Below are 16,023 nucleotides of genomic sequence, written 5' to 3' on the forward strand. Positions count from 1 at the left end.
CCCGTCCCGAAAGGACCCCCCGTCTCATGGACCTCGGACTGAGCGGCCGCGCCGTCCTGGTCACCGGCGCCACCGGAGGCATCGGCCGTGCCACGGCCCGCGCCTTCGCCCGGGAGGGCGCCCGAGTCGCCGTGGCGCACCACACCGACCGGGAGGGCGCCGAGAAGCTCGCCGCCGAACTCGGCGCCCACGACGACCGGGCGTTCGCGCTGCCCTACGACCTCGCCGACCCCGAGGCGCCGCGCACCGCGACCGCCGCCGTCGAGCGCCGCTGGGGCGCACTCGACGTCCTCGTCGTCAACGCCGTCCGCTACGGCGCCCGCCGCGCCCCCGGCACCCACTTCGAGGACGTCCCCGAGGACGAATGGCGCCCGGTCGTCGAGGGCAACCTGACGCCCGCGCTGCGGACCGTGCAGCACGCCGTCGCCGGCATGCGGCGGCGCGGCTTCGGCCGCATCGTCCTGATGTCCTCGCACAACGCGCTCGGCGGCAACCGCGGCCAGGAGTTCTACGGCGCCGCCAAGGCCGCCCTGCACGGCCTCACCCGCAGCCTGATGTGGGACCTGGCCGACAGCGGCGTCCTGGTGAACGTCGTCTGCCCCGGGCTCACCACCACCGACCGCGTGCTGGCCGCGCTCCCCGAGACGGTCCGCGAACGCGAACGCACCGCGACCCCCACCGGTCGCCTGACCACCCCGGAAGAAGTGGCGGACGCCGTCGTGTTCCTGAGTTCCCCGGCCAACGGCAACATCACCGGCGAGGCCCTCACGGTGGGAGGCGGCCGATGACCGCGCCCGCAGCCGCCGTACCCGCTGTCCCGGCGCCCACCGAGCCGGCGCCCGCTGCCCTCACGCCCACCGTCCCCCGTGCCGACCGGGACCTGCCGGACCGGTTCGCCCGGTCGGCCGCCGCCGCCGAAGGCGTCCAGCTGGCCACCGCCGACGTCCCGCACTGGATCCGGCGGCGCGAGCGGGCCGGGAGGTTCAGCGTCGAACGCGTCCCCTTCGACGCCCTCGACGGCTGGACGTTCGCCCCGGACAGCGGCGACCTCGTGCACCGCAGCGGACGCTTCTTCTCCGTCACCGGAGTCCACGCCACCAGCGACAGCGGCCCGTACCGCGACTGGCAGCAGCCCCTCATCGACCAGCCCGAGGTCGGCGTACTCGGCATCCTCGTCAAGGAGTTCGACGGCGTCCTGCACTTCCTGATGCAGGCCAAGATGGAGCCCGGCAACCCCGCCTCCCAGCTCGTCCAGCTCTCCCCGACCGTGCAGGCCACCCGCTCCAACTACACCCAGGCCCACCAGGGCCGGAGCGTCCGCTACATCGAGTACTTCCTGGACCCCGCGCGCGGCCGCGTCCTCACCGACGTCCTGCAGTCCGAACACGGCTCCTGGTTCTGGCGCAAGACCAACCGCAACATGATCGTCGAGGCCGTCGGCGACGTCGAACTCCACGACGACTTCTGCTGGCTCACCCTCGGCCAGCTGGCGCGGCTCCTCCACCTCGACAACGTCGTGAACATGGACGCCCGCACGGTCCTCGCCACCGCCCCCAGCCCCTACGCCCACGACCGCGCCCCGCACTCCGACACCGAGCTGGTCTCCTGGTTCACCGAGCGCCGCGCCCGCCGTGACCTGGCCACCCGCCGCGTCCCCCTCGCCACCCTGCCCGACTGGCACCGCACCCTCGACCGGGTGGGCCGGGACGACGGCCGGTTCTTCGACGTCGTCGGCGTCCGCGTGCGCGCCGCCAGCCGCGAGGTCACCCAGTGGACCCAGCCCCTGATCGCCCCGGCCGGACGCGGAGTCTGCGCCTTCCTCACCCGCACCGTCGACGGTGTGCCGCACGTCCTGGTCAGCGCCCGCGCCGAGGCCGGCCTGTGCGACACCGTCGAGCTGGGACCGACCGTGCAGTGCACCCCCGGAAACCACGACGAGCCACCGCCGTTCCTCACCGAGGTGCTGACGGCCCCGCCCGAGCGCGTCCGGTACTCCGCCGTGCACGCCGAGGAGGGCGGCCGCTTCCTCGAAGCCGAGGCCCGCTACCTCCTGGTGGAGACCGACGACCCGCTCACCCCGGAACCGGACGGCTTCCTGTGGGCCGGTCCCGCCCAGCTCAGTGACCTCGTCCGGCACGGCCACTACCTCAACGTCCAGGCCCGCACCCTGCTGGCCTGCCTCAACGCCCTGGCCGCCGTGCCGCGAGAAGGAGGGCACGACCGTGCCGCATGAGACCGACGATCGCATGGTCGACATCAGTGACCGCCCGGTGCGTTTCGGGGTGCTGGGCAGTGCCGACATCGCGCGCCGCCGGATGCTCCCGGCCTTCGCCGCCGGTGCCGGCTCCGCGCTCACGGCGGTCGCCAGCCGCGACCTCGGCCGGGCCCGTGAGTGCGCCGCGCCCTACCCGGGCTGCACCCCCGTCGGCGGCTACGAGGAACTCCTCGCCCGCGACGACGTCGACGCCGTCTACGTACCGCTGCCCCTGGCCCTGCACGCCCAGTGGGCCGAGGCGGCGCTGCGCGCCGGCAAGCACGTCCTCGCCGAGAAGCCGCTGGCCGCCGACCCCGCCACCGCCCGCCGCCTGATGACGCTCGCGGCCGACCGCGGACTGGTGCTGATGGAGAACGTCATGTTCGTCCACCACCCCCAGCACGCCGCCGTCCGCAAACTGGTCGCCGACGGCGAGATCGGCACCCTGCGCTCGGTCAGCGCCTCCTTCGCCATCCCCGAACTGCCCCGCGCCGACATCCGCTACCGCGCCGACCTCGGCGGCGGCGCCCTGCGGGAGGTCGGCCTCTACCCGGTGCGGGCCGCCCTGCACCTCCTCGGCGGCGGTCTGCGCGTCGCCGGCGCGGCCCTGCACCGCGACGAGGGACACGACGTGGAGACCTCCGGCGCCGCCCTGCTCCAGGCCCCCGACGGGGTGATCGCCGAGGTCACCTTCGGCATCGGGCACGCCTACCGCTCCGCCTACGAACTGTGGGGCAGCCGGGGCCGCATCCGCGTCGAGAACGCCTTCACCCCGCCCGCCGACCACCACCCGGTGCTCCTCGTCGAGCACGCCACCGGCACCGCACCCGTCGTCCTCGACGCGCACGACCAGGTCGCCGCGACCGTCGCCGAGTTCGTCACGGCCGTGCGCACCCACGCGGGCCCCGTCGACGCCGACGTGGTCCTGGAACAGGCCGGACTCCTCGCCGCCATCGCGGAGTTCGCCCCCGCACCGGAAGGAAGCTGAACAGGCCCATGAGCATCCTGGACGACCGCCCCCGCACCGCCCCCGCCGCCTTCCTCGCGTCCCCCGTGCCGCCCTCGCCGCCGGCGCCTCCCACGCCGCCCTCGCCTCCGGCACGTCCCACGCCGCCGAGTCCGCCCCGTGCACCCGATATCCACGAACTGACGGAGCAGCTCAACGAGTTGCGTGAGAAGGTCCGCGGCGGGCCCGGTGAGCGCGCCACCGAGGTCCAGCACGCCAAGGGCAAACTCACCGCCCGCGAACGCCTGGAACTCCTCTTCGACGAGGGCACGTTCACCGAACTCGAAGCGCTGCGCCGGCATCGCGCCACCGGTTTCGGGCTGGAGGCGAAGAAGCCGCACACCGACGGTGTCCTGATCGGCTGGGGCAAGGTGTACGGCCGTACCGTCTTCGCCTACGCCCACGACTTCCGGATCTTCGGCGGCGCCCTGGGCGAGGCCCACGCCGCCAAGATCCACAAGGTGATGGATCTCGCGGAGGCGGCGGGCGCGCCCCTGGTGGGCCTGTGCGACGGGGCCGGAGCCCGTATCCAGGAGGGCGTGACCGCGCTCGCCGGCTATGGCGGCATCTTCCAGCGAAACGTCCGCAACTCCGGAGTGATCCCCCAGATCTCCGTCATGCTGGGCCCCTGCGCGGGCGGCGCCGCCTACTCCCCGGCGCTCACCGACTTCGTGTTCATGGTGCGCGGCACCTCGCAGATGTTCATCACCGGCCCCGACGTCGTCCAGGCCGTCACCGGCGAGCAGATCAGCCACGAGGGGCTGGGCGGCGCCGACACCCACGCCACCGTCTCGGGTGTCGCCGGCTTCGCCTACGACACGGAGGAGGAGTGCCTCGACGACGTACGCCACCTGCTGTCCCTGCTCCCGGCCAACAACCGCGAACTGCCGCCCCGGGCACCGGCCGACGACCCGGCCGACCGGCTCGGCGAGGCCCTCCTCGACCTCGTCCCCGCCGACGGCAACCGCTCCTACGACATGCGCCGGGTCATCGAAGAGGTCGTCGACGACGGGGACTTCTTCGAGGTGCACGAGCAGTGGGCGCCGAACCTGGTGTGCGCCCTGGCCCGCCTCGACGGCCACGTCGTCGGCATCGTCGCCAACCAGCCCGCCGCCCTGGCCGGGGTGCTCGACATCCACGCCTCGGAGAAGGGAGCGCGGTTCGTCCAGTTCTGCGACTCGTTCAACATTCCGCTGGTCACCCTGGTCGACGTACCCGGGTTCCTGCCGGGCGTGGACCAGGAGCACGGCGGCGTCATCCGGCACGGTGCGAAGCTGCTGTACGCCTACTGCAACGCCACCGTGCCCCGCGTGCAGGTCATCCTCCGCAAGGCCTACGGGGGCGCGTACATCGTGATGGACTCGCGTTCCATCGGCTGCGACGTGTCCTTCGCCTGGCCCACCAACGAGATCGCGGTGATGGGCGCGGAGGGGGCCGCGGGCGTGGTCTTCCGGCGGGAGATCGCCGCCTCCGACGATCCCGAGCGCACCCGGGCCGAGCGGATCGCCGAGTACCGGCGCGAGCTGATGCACCCGTACTACGCGGCCGAGCGCGGCCTCGTCGACGACGTCATCGACCCGGCGGAGACCCGACCGCGTCTGATCGCTGCCCTGGAGATGCTGCGCGCCAAGCACGCCCCGGTCCCCAGCCGCAAGCACGGGAACCAGCCGACATGATCAGGGTCGTGAGGGGAAACCCCGACGCGGCGGAACTGGCGGCGCTCACCGTGGTCCTGACCCGGCTGACGGCCCCTGCCGGGGCCGGGCCGGACGACCTTCAGCCGCCCGCCGGCCCGCGCTGGCCGAGCGACGGCCGCGCCCCGGCGGGCGCGGGGGCCTGGGCGACGGCAGCGCCCCCGAGCTGGCGGGACGAGGTTTGAGGCGGGACGCGGCCTGAGGGCGGCCGGCACCGGTGTCCGCACTGCGGACAAACCCGTTCGCCTGTGCCGTGCACCGACCGATAGCGTGCGTGCCATGGCGACGAGGTCCGAGAAGAACGGAGCCAGCGATTCCGGGGTGCACCCCCGGTTCGCCGAGGCTCTCCAAGGGCTGGGCATCGGGGACCTGACAGCGCGGGTACGGCGGTTTCCGGACGGTACGCGTACCGCCGTGGAGGCCGCCGCCGCCGTCGGCTGCGAGCTGAGCCAGATCTGCAAGTCGCTGATCTTCGCCGCCGACGGCGTGCCGGTGCTCGTGCTGATGGACGGCGCGTCCCGGGTCGACGTGGAGCGGGTCAGGGAGGAACTGGCGGCCGGCAAGGTGACCCGGGCCGACGCCGGGATCGTCCGGGAGACCACCGGGTACGCCATCGGAGGCGTCCCGCCCTTCGGGCACCGCACCCGCACCCGGGTCCTCGCCGACCGCTCCCTCCTCGCGCACGACGTGGTCTGGGCGGCGGCCGGAACGCCCTACGCGGTCTTCCCGATCGAGCCCGGGGAACTGGTCCGGCACGCCGGCGCCACCGTGGTGGACCTGCGCGAGAGGACCGCGTGACCCCGCTCGTCGCCACCGCGGTCCTGTTCGCCGCCGTCACGCACGCCAGCTGGAACGCCATCGCCCACCGGATCACCGACAAGCTCGTCGGCTTCACCCTGATATCCGGCGGCGGGCTGCTGATCGGCCTGGCCCTGGCCGTCTTCGTCCCGTTTCCGGCGGGCGGCGCCTGGCCCTACCTCCTGACCTCCTCCTGCGTCCACGTCGCCTACTACGCCCTGCTGATGACGTCCTTCCGGCTCGGCGACTTCGGGCAGGCCTATCCCATCGCCCGCGGCACCGCGCCCCTGGTGGTCACCGTGCTCGCCGCCGTCTTCGCCCACGAGGTGCCCGGCGTCTGGGCGGCCGCCGGCATCGCGGTCTCCTGCGTCGGCCTGACCGGCGTCAGCCTCTGGGGCATGCGGGGCCGCCGCCCGAACTGGCCCGCGATCGGCGCCGCCGCCGCGACCGGCCTCACCATCGCCACCTACACGGTGATCGACGGCCTCGGCGTCCGCGTCTCCCACACCCCGCTCGGCTACATCGCCTGGCTGATGGCCGTCCAGGGCGTGGTCATCCCGGCCTACATGTACGCCCGGAGGCGCGGCGAGATGATCCGTCAACTCCGCCCCTATGTTTGGCTCGGCCTCTTCGGTGCCGCCCTGTCCGTCACTGCCTACGCCCTCGTCCTGTGGGCCCAGACCCGCGCCGAACTCGCCCCGATCGCCGCCCTGCGCGAATCCTCCATCATCGTCGGCGCGGCCATCGGCGCCGTCTTCTTCAAGGAACGCTTCGGCGCCCCTCGGATAGCGGCGGCGGGGTTGCTGGTTGTGGGCATCGGGCTGATGCTGCACGCCGGGTAGGGACTGTTTCTCAACGTAGGGACTGTTCCTCACCCACGTATTCCTCACCCACGCCACGAAGTGACCGTGGGGCCACTCGCGCCAGCCCGGGGAAGAAGCGAGCGAGCGGCCCGGAAAGCCGGGGGCTCCGACCGGGGTTTGCGGTCGACTGTGGGCTGCGTCCGCTTCGTTGGTTGGCGGGCGCGTCCGCGCTTCACATGCACGCCGGGAGGGGTTGGCGGCTTGCGGTGGGTGGGGGTGGTGGGGGGCGTGGGGCGGGGGCTGCGGCCCTGAAGGGGGTGTTGGATGGTTTGGGCGCTTGTGGAGGCTGTGGGCGGCTGTGTGCTGGTGATGGCGTGGCCCAAAGCTTCCAATGGGGCTCGTTGCGGGGCGGGGGGTGGGGTCAGGGGCGTTCGAGGAGACGCGCCAGCTGGGCCGTGTCCCGTAGGTATCGCTCGTAGGGGAAGTCGGCGGCGAGTAGGGCTTCGCGTAGTTCGTCGTAGAGGGGCTTTCCGCTGTCGTGGAACGTTTTGCGGCCCGCGTCGGTGATGCGGACCAGGCGGCGCCGGGCGTGCTCCGGGTCGGGGCGGACCTGTACCAGGCCGGCCGCCTCCAGGGGGCGTAGCGCCCGGCTGATCGCGGGGTCGGACACCGAGAGTGCCTGTGCCAGTTGGTGCTGGGTCACGGGCTGGATGTCCTCCAGCGTTCCCAGCAGGCGCATCTGGCTGTAGCTCAGGCCGTCGGCACCCTCGCGGCGCTGTCTTGTGGCCTCGCCCAGCAGGAACACCACGCGATGCAGAAGGTCAGCCAGTCCGTCGTCCATGGTCTGAGCATACCCGAGTGTTGCGCAGTTAATATTAACCATGCAAGACTCGGGGTATGGACACGATTTCTTACGTCTCGCAGTCCGCCTTTCCGCTGGTGTGGATCCTGGTGGCCGTCGTCGGCGCGTTCGTCCGCACCCGGCACAGTCCCTCCCGTCGGGCGGCCCTGGAGACCTGGCAGCGGTGGTGGGCCGTCGCCGCGCTCGGGTGCGGGAGTCTCTGGCTTACGGTCGCCTTCATCGCTGTGCCGGACGTGATGGCCACCGCGATCGGTTTCGAGCGGACTCCGTTCGAGTTCGAGATCGCCTTCGCCAATCTCGGGCTCGCCGTCATGGGCTTTCGGGCTGCCTCTGGGTCGGCCACGCCCCGTGAGCGCGTCACCGTCGGGCTCGGGGCCGGCATGTTCCTCTGGGGCGCCGTGATCGGGCACTTCGTCCAGTGGTTCGGGCATGGCGACCATGCGCCGGGCAACGGGGGCGGGGTTCTCGTCTGCGATGTGCTCTTCCCCGCCGTCATGATCCTTCTGGCCCGGCGTTCGGAGCGGCTGGCCTCGGGGCACGCGAAGAGCGGGCACGAGGCGGGTCCTCGTACGAAGATGGCCCCGGAGACGACAGCAGGGAGCAGCGCATGACCGACCAGCCCACCGTCAGTGTTCTCGGTACCGGCATCATGGGCGCCGCCATGGCCCGGAACCTGTGCCGGGCCGGGATGTCCGTCCAGGTGTGGAACCGGACCCGGGAGAAGGCCGAGCCGCTGGCCGCCGACGGGGCGCGCGTCGCCGGGACGCCCGCCGAGGCCGTCGAGGGTGCCGACGTGGTGCTGACGATGCTCTACGACGGGCACACGGTGATGGGTGTCATGCGGGAGGCCGTGCCCGGGCTGCGGCCGGGGACGGTGTGGGCGCAGAGTACGACCGCGGGGACCGAGCTGGCCGGTGATCTCGCCGCCTTCGCCCGTGAGCACGGGCTCGTGTTCTACGACGCCCCTGTTCTCGGTACCCGGCAGCCCGCCGAGGACGGAAAGCTCACCGTGCTGGCCGCCGGGCCGGACGCCGGGCGGGAGACGGTCGCGCCCGTGTTCGACGCCGTCGGGGCCAAGACGTTGTGGACCGGTGACGACGGGGGAGCGGGCAGCGCCAGCCGGCTGAAGCTCGTCGCCAACAGCTGGGTGCTGGCGGCCACCGCCGCGACCGGTGAGGTGCTGGCGCTGGCCAAGGCGCTCGGCGTCGATCCCGAGAGGTTCTTCGAGCTGATCGGGGGTGGGCCGCTCGACATGGGGTACCTGCGCGCCAAGTCCGCGCTGGTGCTGGAGGACCGGCTGACCCCGGCGCAGTTCGCCGTGGGGACCGCCGAGAAGGACGCCCGGCTCATCGTCGAGGCCGGTGAGCGGGGTGGCGTACGGCTCGACGTCGCGGCGGCCGCTGCCGAGCGGTTCGCGCGCGCTGCCGCGCTCGGGCACGGTGACGAGGACATGGTCGCCGCCTACTTCGCCAGCTTCGAGAACGAGGACGAGCACTGAGTCGTAGACGAGCACAGTCGTAGAGGAGAAGTACTTTGTCCAAACCGCCGCTGCCTGCCGAGGCCGTCGCCATGCTGGGCCGGGCCAACCCCTGTGTGATGGCCACCGTCCGCTCCGACGGGGCGCCCGTGTCCACCGCCACCTGGTACCTGTGGGAGGACGGGCGGGTGCTGGTCAACCTGGACGCCGGGCGGGTGCGGCTGAAGCATCTGCGGCGGGATCCGCGCGTCACGCTGACGGTGCTCTCCGGGGACAGCTGGTACCACCACGTCACCCTGATCGGGCGGGTCGGTGAGATCTACGACGACTCGGATCTCGCCGACATCGACCGGCTCTCCCGGCATTACACCGGCGAGCCGTATCCGCAGCGGAAACGGCCCCGGGTCAGTGCCTGGGTGGACGTGGAGCGCTGGCACGGCTGGGGCGAGTTCAAGGACCGGGGCGCCGGCTCGTCGACGTGAGGGGCGTGTCCTCCTCGACGTGACGTCCGCCGTGCCTGGGAGCACCCTGGAACCGAGGGATTCCAGGGATTTCCGGAGGTGTTCGTCATGATGCACACCGCTGTGGGATGGCACATCGAGCTGGAGTTCGAGGAGGATGCCGGGCACACGCGCGCGGTCGCGATGGTGCGCCTGGGCGACGGCACCGAGGTCCGCGCGCACGGCCGTGCCACCCGGCACAGCGTGGACGCCAACCAGCCCCGGGTCGGTGAGGAGATCGCGGGCGCCCGCGCCCTCAACGAGCTGGCCATGCGATTGCTCACCAAGGCCCACGACGAGATCGACGCGGATTCCGGGCGGACCTCGCACCCGATCCACGTCTGACACGTCCGACTCTCGTCTGATACGTCAGACCTCGCGAAGGTCAGGGCAGTACCCCGCGCACCGCCCGCACCAGTGCCTGCGCGCGCGGGTCCGCCGTCACGCTCTTGCGGAACCCGTTGGTGACGTAGCCGAACGCGATGCCGCTCTCCGGGTCGGCGAACCCGAGGGCGCCGCCCCGGCCGGGGTGCCCGAAGGAGCCCGGGGAGAGCAGCGGGGACGCGCTGCCGTGCAGCATGTAGCCGAGGCCGAAGCGGGTCCCCACGACCAGGACCCGGTCCGGCCCGGCGGACTGCTCCGCGCGGGCGAGGTCCACCGTGTCCGGGGTGAAGAGGCGCGCTCCGCCGTCCACTTCGCCGATGAGGGAGGCGTAGACGCGGGCCAGGCCGTCGGCGGTGGCGATGCCGTTGGAGGCGGGCAGGACGGCGGCGCGGTGCGCGGGCGCGTTCTCGTCGGGCGCCGGGGTGATCGCGGCGAACGCGCGGCGGGTGAGGGAGCCGGGGTCGGCGTAGGCCTCGGAGACCGCCCGCTTGGGGCGCGTCCTCAGGGCTCCGGCCGCCTCCGGGCCTTCCAGGGGACCGACGCGGCCCACGTGTGCCTGCTCCGACTCCGGCAGGCCGAGCCAGAGGTCCGCGCCGAGCGGCCCGGCGATCTCCGCCGCGATCCACTCGCCCATGTCCCGCCCGGTGATCCGGCGGACCAGTTCGCCGGTGAGCCAGCCGTAGGTGTGGGCGTGGTAGCCGTGGTCCGTGCCCGGCTCCCAGAACGGGGCCTGAGCGGCCACGGCGGCTGCCGCGAGGTCCGGGTCGGCGGCCTCCGCCGGGGTCAGCGGCCGGTCCAGCGCGGGTATGCCGGCGCGGTGCGCGAGCAGGTGCCGTACGAGGGTGTGCTCCTTGCCGGCCGCCTTGTACTCGGGCCAGTAGGCGCCCACCGGGGCGTCCAGGTCCAGCTCGCCGCGCTGGTGCAGCAGCAGGAGTACGGCGGCGGCGACGCCCTTGGTCGCGGAGCGGACGATCTGCGCGGTGCCGCGCTCCCAGGGGGCCGGACCGTCGACGTCCCGGGTGCCCGCCCACAGGTCGACGACCCGGTGCCCGTCCCGGTACACGGCGACGGCGGCGCCCCGCTCGCCGAGGAGCGTGAAGTTCGCGGCGAACGCCTCCGCGACCGGCTCGAAGCCCTCGGCCACCGTGCCGCGCACGGCCACGTCTGCGTCCACGTCCACTGCCCCTCCATGCGCCTGCGACAGTGTGTGCAACACCGGGCAGAAGCCTGCGATTCCTCAGGCCCCCATGATGACGGACGTCGGATCGAAGCCGAACGGCAGCTCCAGTCGGTGGGCCCGCATCAGCTCCGCGTCGGACAGCAGCCCGCCCGTGGGCCCGTCGGCGGCGATGACGCCCTCGCTGAGGACCAGCGCGCGCGGGCACAGCTCCAGGGCGTACGGCAGGTCGTGCGTGACCATGAGGACGGTGACGTCGAGGGAGCGCAGGATGTCGGCCAGTTCCCGCCGGGAGGCCGGGTCCAGGTTGGAGGAGGGCTCGTCCAGGACCAGGATCTCCGGCTCCATCGCGAGGACCGTGGCGACGGCGACCCGGCGGCGCTGCCCGAAGGACAGGTGGTGCGGGGGCCGGTCGGCGAAGTCCGCCATGCCGACCAGCTCCAGGGCGTGCCGGACGCGCTCCTCCAGCGCGGCCCCCTTGATCCCGGCCGCCGCCGGGCCGAACGCCACGTCCTCACGGACCGTCGGCATGAACAGCTGGTCGTCGGGGTCCTGGAAGACGATGCCGACCTTCTGCCGGATCTCGGCCATGTGCCGCTTGCCGACGGGCAGCCCGGCCACCGTCACCGTCCCGGCGCCGCCGCCCAGGATGCCGTTGAGGTGCAGTACCAGGGTCGTCTTCCCGGCGCCGTTCGGGCCGAGCAGCGCGACCCGTTCGCCGCGCTCGATTCTGAAGTCCACGCCGAACAGGGCCTGATGCCCGTCGGGGTAGGCGAAGGCGAGGCCGGAGACCTCCAGCGAAGCGGTCACAGCATCCATCCCAGCAGGCAGACGACGAGGGCGGCGGCGGGCAGGGCGAGGGCGTACGACCACTGCGCCCGGGACGCGGTCACCTCGTCGATCACGGGCATCGAACCGGCGTAGCCCCGGCTCACCATGGCCAGGTGCACCCGTTCCCCGCGTTCGTAGGAGCGGATGAACAGGGCGCCGGCCGACTTCGCCAGCACCCCCCAGTGGCGGACGCCGCGCGCCTCGAAGCCCCGGGACTCGCGGGCGATCCGCATCCGGCGCATCTCGTCGGTGATGACGTCGCCGTAGCGGATCATGAAGGAGGCGATCTGCACGAGCAGCGGGGGGAGCTTCAGCCGCTGGAGTCCCAGCAGCAGTTCGCGCAGTTCGGTGGTGGCGGCCAGCAGCACGGACGCGGCGACCCCCAGGGTGCCCTTGGCGAGCACGTTCCAGGCGCCCCACAGTCCGTTGACACTCAGGGACAGCCCCAGCACGTGCACCCGGTCGCCCTCGGCGACGAACGGCATGAGGACGGCGAACGCCACGAACGGGATCTCGATCAGCAGCCGCTTGAGCAGGAAGGCAGCGGGCACGCGCGAGAGCCGGGCGACGCCGGCGAGCAGGACGGCGTACAGGGCGAACGCCCACATCGCCTCGCGTGGCGTCGACACCACGACGACCACGAAGACGAACACGGCGGCCAGTTTGGTGTGCGGCGGCAGACCGTGCACGGGCGAGTGCCCGCGCCGGTACAGCCGGTGCGCGTGTCCGGCCCCCACCTCAGGCGGCCTCGGCGGGTTCGCCGGTCCGGCGCCGGCGGGAGACCGCCCAGAACACCGTGCTGCCCGCGACGACCGTGACGCCGACGCCGATCACGCCCGCGAGGCCGCCGGACAGCCGGGCGTCGGCGATGTCCTTCACGCCGTAGCCGGCCAGGGGGGAGTCCTCGGAGGCGTGCGCCCGCTCCTTCTGGTCGATGCCCTTGTCGTGGGCGACCTTCTCCAGCCCGTCCGGGTTGGCGGAGGCGTAGAAGCTGACGAATCCGGCGAGCAGCAGGGAGGTGAGCAGGCCCGCCGCCCACAGCCGGCGCCGCGAGGTGCGGGCGGCGACGGGCGCGGTGCCGGTCGCCGGGTCGGCGGGCGCGTCCACCAGCTCGCCGTTCACCCGCAGCTTGAGCCGCTGGTGCAGCCCGCGCGCGCCGTGCACCAGGTCTGGCCGTACGGCGATGACGGCGCCCACCGTGAGCGCGGTGATCACGGCCTCGCCGATGCCGATCAGCACGTGGACGCCGATCATCGCGGTCGCCACCTTGCCGAGGGAGACGTCGGTGGTGCCGCCGACCGCGTAGATGAGGGTGAAGGCGACGGCGGCGGCCGGCACCGACACCAGCGCGGCGACGAAGGAGGCGACAGTCACCGACCGCCGGCCCCGGGGCAGCACCGCGAGGAGCGCGCGGAAGACGGCGTACGACACCACGGTGGTGACGAGCGCCATGTCGGTGATGTTCACGCCGAGCGCGGTCAGCCCGCCGTCGGCGAACAGCACCCCCTGCATGAGCAGCACCACCGACACGCACAGCACACCGGTGTACGGGCCGACGAGGATCGCGGCCAGCGCCCCGCCGAGCAGATGGCCGCTCGTGCCTGCGGCGACCGGGAAGTTGAGCATCTGGACGGCGAAGATGAACGCGGCCACGAGCCCGGCCAGCGGGGCCGTGCGCTCGTCGAGTTCCCGCCGGGCGCCGCGCAGGCTCACCGCGAGGGCGCCGGCGGCGACCACTCCGGTGACCGCGGACGTGGGGGCGTCGATGAATCCGTCAGGTACATGCACCCGACGATTTTAGGGCCTTGTTGCGAATGCTTTGCAAGAGAGAGGGAGTCTCACCGCTCGCGGAGGCATGAGCCGCGGAATATGGGACATTGGATGGGAAGCGGATGCACAGCTTTCGCATCGGTCACACAGCGTGAGAGGGCGGTCCGATGTCGGTAGTCGAACAGTACGCGCGCGCCCATATCGTCACGGACGAGGAGGACCCGGGAACCGTACCGGTGGTGCTCCGGTACGACCCAGACAGCGATCCACGCTCGGTCCGGGTCGGCCTGCCCGGTCCGCACGAGTGGACCTTCTCACGCACCCTGCTCGAACGGGGGCTGCGGGCCCCGGCCGCCAGCGGGGACGTGCGGGTCTGGCCGTGCGGACGCGTCCAGGCCGTCCTCGAATTCCATTCGGACGACGGTGTCGAGGTCGTGCAGTTCGAGTCGAAGGCCCTGATCAGATTCCTCCGCCGGACCTACACCGCCGAACCCGTGCACACCTGACCGAGCGCTCGCGGGCCGGGGCGTGGTTCAGCCGCCACCGGCCGGGCTCCGCTCAGCCGCCCATCTTGAGCAGCGCCGCCACCATCGGACCGGCCGTGTCGCCGCCGTGACCGCCCGCCTGCACCACACCGGCGGCGGCGAGATCACCCCGGTAGGCCGTGAACCAGCCGTTCGGCTTCTTCTGCCCGTCGACCTCCGCCGACCCCGTCTTCGCACCGGAGTCCGGGCCGAGGCCCGCCATCGGCTTCGCCGCCGTGCCGTACGCCGCCGTGTACCGCATGACCTCCTTCAACTGGCTCTGCGTCTTCGCCGACATCGTGCGCGCGGCCTTCGCCAGCGTGCGGTGGTCCACGTCCGGCGACACCAGGTACGGCTGGTGGAAGACACCCGACGCCACCGTCGCCGACACCGACGCCATGTTCAGCGGGTTCATCCGCACCCCGCCCTGCCCGATCAGCGAGGCACCCATCTGCGCCCCGCTCTGCACCGGCACCGAGCCGTCGAAGGACGGCACCCCGATGGACCAGTTGTTCATCCCGAGGCCGTAGACCTGCTGCGCCTCCTTCGTCAGGTCGCTGTTCGACAGCTTCGGCGCGAAGTCGATGAACGCGTTGTTGCAGGACGCCCCAAAGCTCAGCTTGAACGAGCCGTGCTTGATCTCGGAGTCCGCGTCGTTGTGGAACGTCCAGCCGGCCAGCTTGTACGTCTTGGGGCAGGGGTGCTCGGCCTCCGGCGTGACCAGCCCCTTCTCGAACAGCATCGTCGACGTCACGATCTTCATCGTGGAGCCGGGCGCCAGGGAGCCCTGGAAGCCGACGTTGAAACCGTGGCCGTGGTTCGCGACGGCCAGGATCTCCCCGGTCGACGGGCGCACCACGACCACCGACGAGCGGTCCTGCTTCGCCACCTGCTGCTCGGCCGCCGCCTGGTAGACCGGGCTGAGCGTCGTCTGCACGGTGCCCGGCGTGCCCTTGCTCAGCTCCACCAGCGTCTTGTCGGACAGCTTGGCCGCCTTCGACGCCTTGCCGCGCACCACGCGCAGCTCCACGCCCGCCTTGCCGCCGGCCTTCTTGCCGTACTTCTCCCGCAGCCCGTCCAGGACCGTGCCCAGCGACGGGTACTTGGCCGCCGTCAGCTCCCCGCCGTGCCGGTCCAGCGCCTTGACCGGCGGGGTGCCGGACTCGCCGGTGACGAGCGTGTCGCCGTCCTTCAGCTCGGGGTGGACGACGGAGGCGTGCCAGTCGACCAGCGGCCTGCCGTCGCTCGCGCGCCGCACCACGGTGAGGGAACTGCCGTACGCCAGCGGCTTGCTGTGCCCCTGGTACGACACCGTCGCCCGGACGGAGAACGGCACCTTCGCGCCGGCCGCGGGCTTCGCGGTGACGGTGACGTCCTTGATGTGGGCGTCCTTGGTATAGCCGGTGAGCAGGGCCTGGGCGGCGGCGGTGTCGTCGGTGGCGGCGGCCGCGTCGGCGGCCTTGCCCTGCTGCCAGGCGGTGAGGAAGCGGGTGGAGGCCGTGCGGATCTCGGAGGCCGTCAACGGGCCGGTCTTCACGGCCCGGTGACCGGCCGTGGTCGCCGTCCGCGCGTCGGCCGCGGCCCCGCCGTCGTACAGCAGGTAGGCGCCGAGCCCGGCGCCCACCGCGACCACGGCGGTCATTGCGCCGAGTACGGCGGGTCTGTTCGTCCGTCGCTCGGCGACGCGCCTTCTCTTGCCCACAGCCTCAGTTCCTCCGCACCTTCCCCAGGCCCCCCGCCACCTTCACACACACCCCAACGACGGCCCTCACCCTAAGGTCCCTGCCCTCCTGGGTGACGTCAGCCGGCGGTCCGTAGCACGCTTGCGACAATCAGAACCCGCGCTCAGTACGCCGGACGGCGTGGCCCGGCCCGAGCGCGTCGCGGGGACACCCCCTACACCCACGTATCCAGCCACATCCGCGACCGTGCCGGGTGTTGAC

General features: G+C 72.5%; 18 protein-coding genes. 12 read left to right on the top strand and 6 right to left on the bottom strand.

Translation table 11 applies throughout. The features are described 5' to 3' along the window. Positions 1-26 precede the first annotated feature (26 nt). The 7 genes from DBP14_RS20815 (at position 27) to DBP14_RS20845 (ending at position 6,594) form a co-directional block, all read left to right on the top strand. Complete coding sequence (locus DBP14_RS20815; RefSeq protein WP_129308672.1) at positions 27-788, top strand: SDR family NAD(P)-dependent oxidoreductase; 762 nt, start codon at positions 27-29, stop codon at positions 786-788. After that, entirely contained in the window at positions 785-2,233 is a 1,449-nt protein-coding gene (locus DBP14_RS20820; RefSeq protein ID WP_129308673.1) for an NDP-hexose 2,3-dehydratase family protein, read from the top strand. Before DBP14_RS20815 ends, DBP14_RS20820 begins: the two co-directional genes overlap by 4 nt. Further along, positions 2,223-3,242 (top strand): Gfo/Idh/MocA family oxidoreductase, encoded by a 1,020-nt coding sequence (locus tag DBP14_RS20825; RefSeq protein ID WP_347239657.1) that lies wholly within the window; start codon positions 2,223-2,225, stop codon positions 3,240-3,242. The genes DBP14_RS20820 and DBP14_RS20825 overlap by 11 nt, the downstream gene beginning before the upstream one ends. An 8-nt stretch (positions 3,243-3,250) precedes the next feature. After that, positions 3,251-4,936, top strand: a complete 1,686-nt coding sequence (locus DBP14_RS20830; protein ID WP_129308674.1) for an acyl-CoA carboxylase subunit beta — start codon at positions 3,251-3,253, stop codon at positions 4,934-4,936. A gap of 8 nt (positions 4,937-4,944) precedes the next feature. Further along, on the top strand, positions 4,945-5,139 hold the full coding sequence (locus DBP14_RS20835; RefSeq protein ID WP_164992377.1) for an acyl-CoA carboxylase subunit epsilon: 195 nt from the start codon (positions 4,945-4,947) through the stop codon (positions 5,137-5,139). A 94-nt stretch (positions 5,140-5,233) separates the two neighbouring features. Beyond that, complete coding sequence (locus DBP14_RS20840; RefSeq protein WP_129308676.1) at positions 5,234-5,752, top strand: YbaK/EbsC family protein; 519 nt, start codon at positions 5,234-5,236, stop codon at positions 5,750-5,752. Beyond that, on the top strand, positions 5,749-6,594 hold the full coding sequence (locus DBP14_RS20845; protein ID WP_129308677.1) for a DMT family transporter: 846 nt from the start codon (positions 5,749-5,751) through the stop codon (positions 6,592-6,594). The genes DBP14_RS20840 and DBP14_RS20845 overlap by 4 nt, the downstream gene beginning before the upstream one ends. 382 nt (positions 6,595-6,976) lie before the next feature. Here DBP14_RS20845 and DBP14_RS20850 read toward each other — a convergent pair whose 3' ends face one another. Continuing rightward, positions 6,977-7,396 (bottom strand): MarR family transcriptional regulator, encoded by a 420-nt coding sequence (locus tag DBP14_RS20850; protein ID WP_129308678.1) that lies wholly within the window; start codon positions 7,394-7,396, stop codon positions 6,977-6,979. A 56-nt stretch (positions 7,397-7,452) separates the two neighbouring features. On the opposite strand from DBP14_RS20850, the gene DBP14_RS20855 reads away from it, so the two are divergent. The 4 genes from DBP14_RS20855 (at position 7,453) to DBP14_RS20870 (ending at position 9,739) form a co-directional block, all read left to right on the top strand. Then, positions 7,453-8,028 (top strand): DUF6790 family protein, encoded by a 576-nt coding sequence (locus DBP14_RS20855; protein WP_241740992.1) that lies wholly within the window; start codon positions 7,453-7,455, stop codon positions 8,026-8,028. Then, a complete protein-coding gene (locus DBP14_RS20860; protein WP_129308679.1) occupies positions 8,025-8,915 on the top strand; it encodes an NAD(P)-dependent oxidoreductase in 891 nt (296 codons plus the stop codon). The genes DBP14_RS20855 and DBP14_RS20860 overlap by 4 nt, the downstream gene beginning before the upstream one ends. Before the next feature lie 35 nt (positions 8,916-8,950). After that, positions 8,951-9,376 carry a PPOX class F420-dependent oxidoreductase gene (locus DBP14_RS20865; RefSeq protein WP_129308680.1) on the top strand — a complete coding sequence of 142 codons (426 nt, stop codon included), beginning with the start codon at positions 8,951-8,953 and terminating at the stop codon, positions 9,374-9,376. Between the two features lie 87 nt (positions 9,377-9,463). Next, on the top strand, positions 9,464-9,739 hold the full coding sequence (locus tag DBP14_RS20870; RefSeq protein ID WP_129308681.1) for a DUF1876 domain-containing protein: 276 nt from the start codon (positions 9,464-9,466) through the stop codon (positions 9,737-9,739). Between the two features lie 40 nt (positions 9,740-9,779). On the opposite strand, the gene DBP14_RS20875 is transcribed toward DBP14_RS20870, so the two are convergent. The 4 genes from DBP14_RS20875 to DBP14_RS20890 all read right to left on the bottom strand — a co-directional run bounded on the left by DBP14_RS20875 (position 9,780) and on the right by DBP14_RS20890 (position 13,574). Then, entirely contained in the window at positions 9,780-10,940 is a 1,161-nt protein-coding gene (locus DBP14_RS20875) for a serine hydrolase domain-containing protein (RefSeq protein WP_129311991.1), read from the bottom strand. 75 nt (positions 10,941-11,015) lie between these two features. Next, complete coding sequence (locus DBP14_RS20880; protein WP_129308682.1) at positions 11,016-11,774, bottom strand: ABC transporter ATP-binding protein; 759 nt, start codon at positions 11,772-11,774, stop codon at positions 11,016-11,018. Then, positions 11,762-12,523: a cobalt ECF transporter T component CbiQ gene (gene cbiQ / locus DBP14_RS20885; protein WP_129308683.1), complete on the bottom strand. Its 762-nt coding sequence runs from the start codon at positions 12,521-12,523 to the stop codon at positions 11,762-11,764. Before cbiQ ends, DBP14_RS20880 begins: the two co-directional genes overlap by 13 nt. Position 12,524: 1 nt before the next feature. After that, on the bottom strand, positions 12,525-13,574 hold the full coding sequence (locus DBP14_RS20890) for an energy-coupling factor ABC transporter permease (protein WP_129308684.1): 1,050 nt from the start codon (positions 13,572-13,574) through the stop codon (positions 12,525-12,527). 149 nt (positions 13,575-13,723) lie between these two features. On the opposite strand from DBP14_RS20890, the gene DBP14_RS20895 reads away from it, so the two are divergent. Continuing rightward, on the top strand, positions 13,724-14,062 hold the full coding sequence (locus DBP14_RS20895; RefSeq protein ID WP_129308685.1) for an SsgA family sporulation/cell division regulator: 339 nt from the start codon (positions 13,724-13,726) through the stop codon (positions 14,060-14,062). Positions 14,063-14,114: 52 nt separating this feature from the next. Here the strand turns inward: DBP14_RS20895 and DBP14_RS20900 are convergent, their stop codons facing one another. Next, a complete protein-coding gene (locus tag DBP14_RS20900) occupies positions 14,115-15,782 on the bottom strand; it encodes a penicillin-binding transpeptidase domain-containing protein (RefSeq protein ID WP_129308686.1) in 1,668 nt (555 codons plus the stop codon). Positions 15,783-16,023 lie beyond the last annotated feature (241 nt).

Source organism: Streptomyces sp. L2 (assembly GCF_004124325.1).
Classification (GTDB): Bacteria; Actinomycetota; Actinomycetes; order Streptomycetales; family Streptomycetaceae; genus Streptomyces.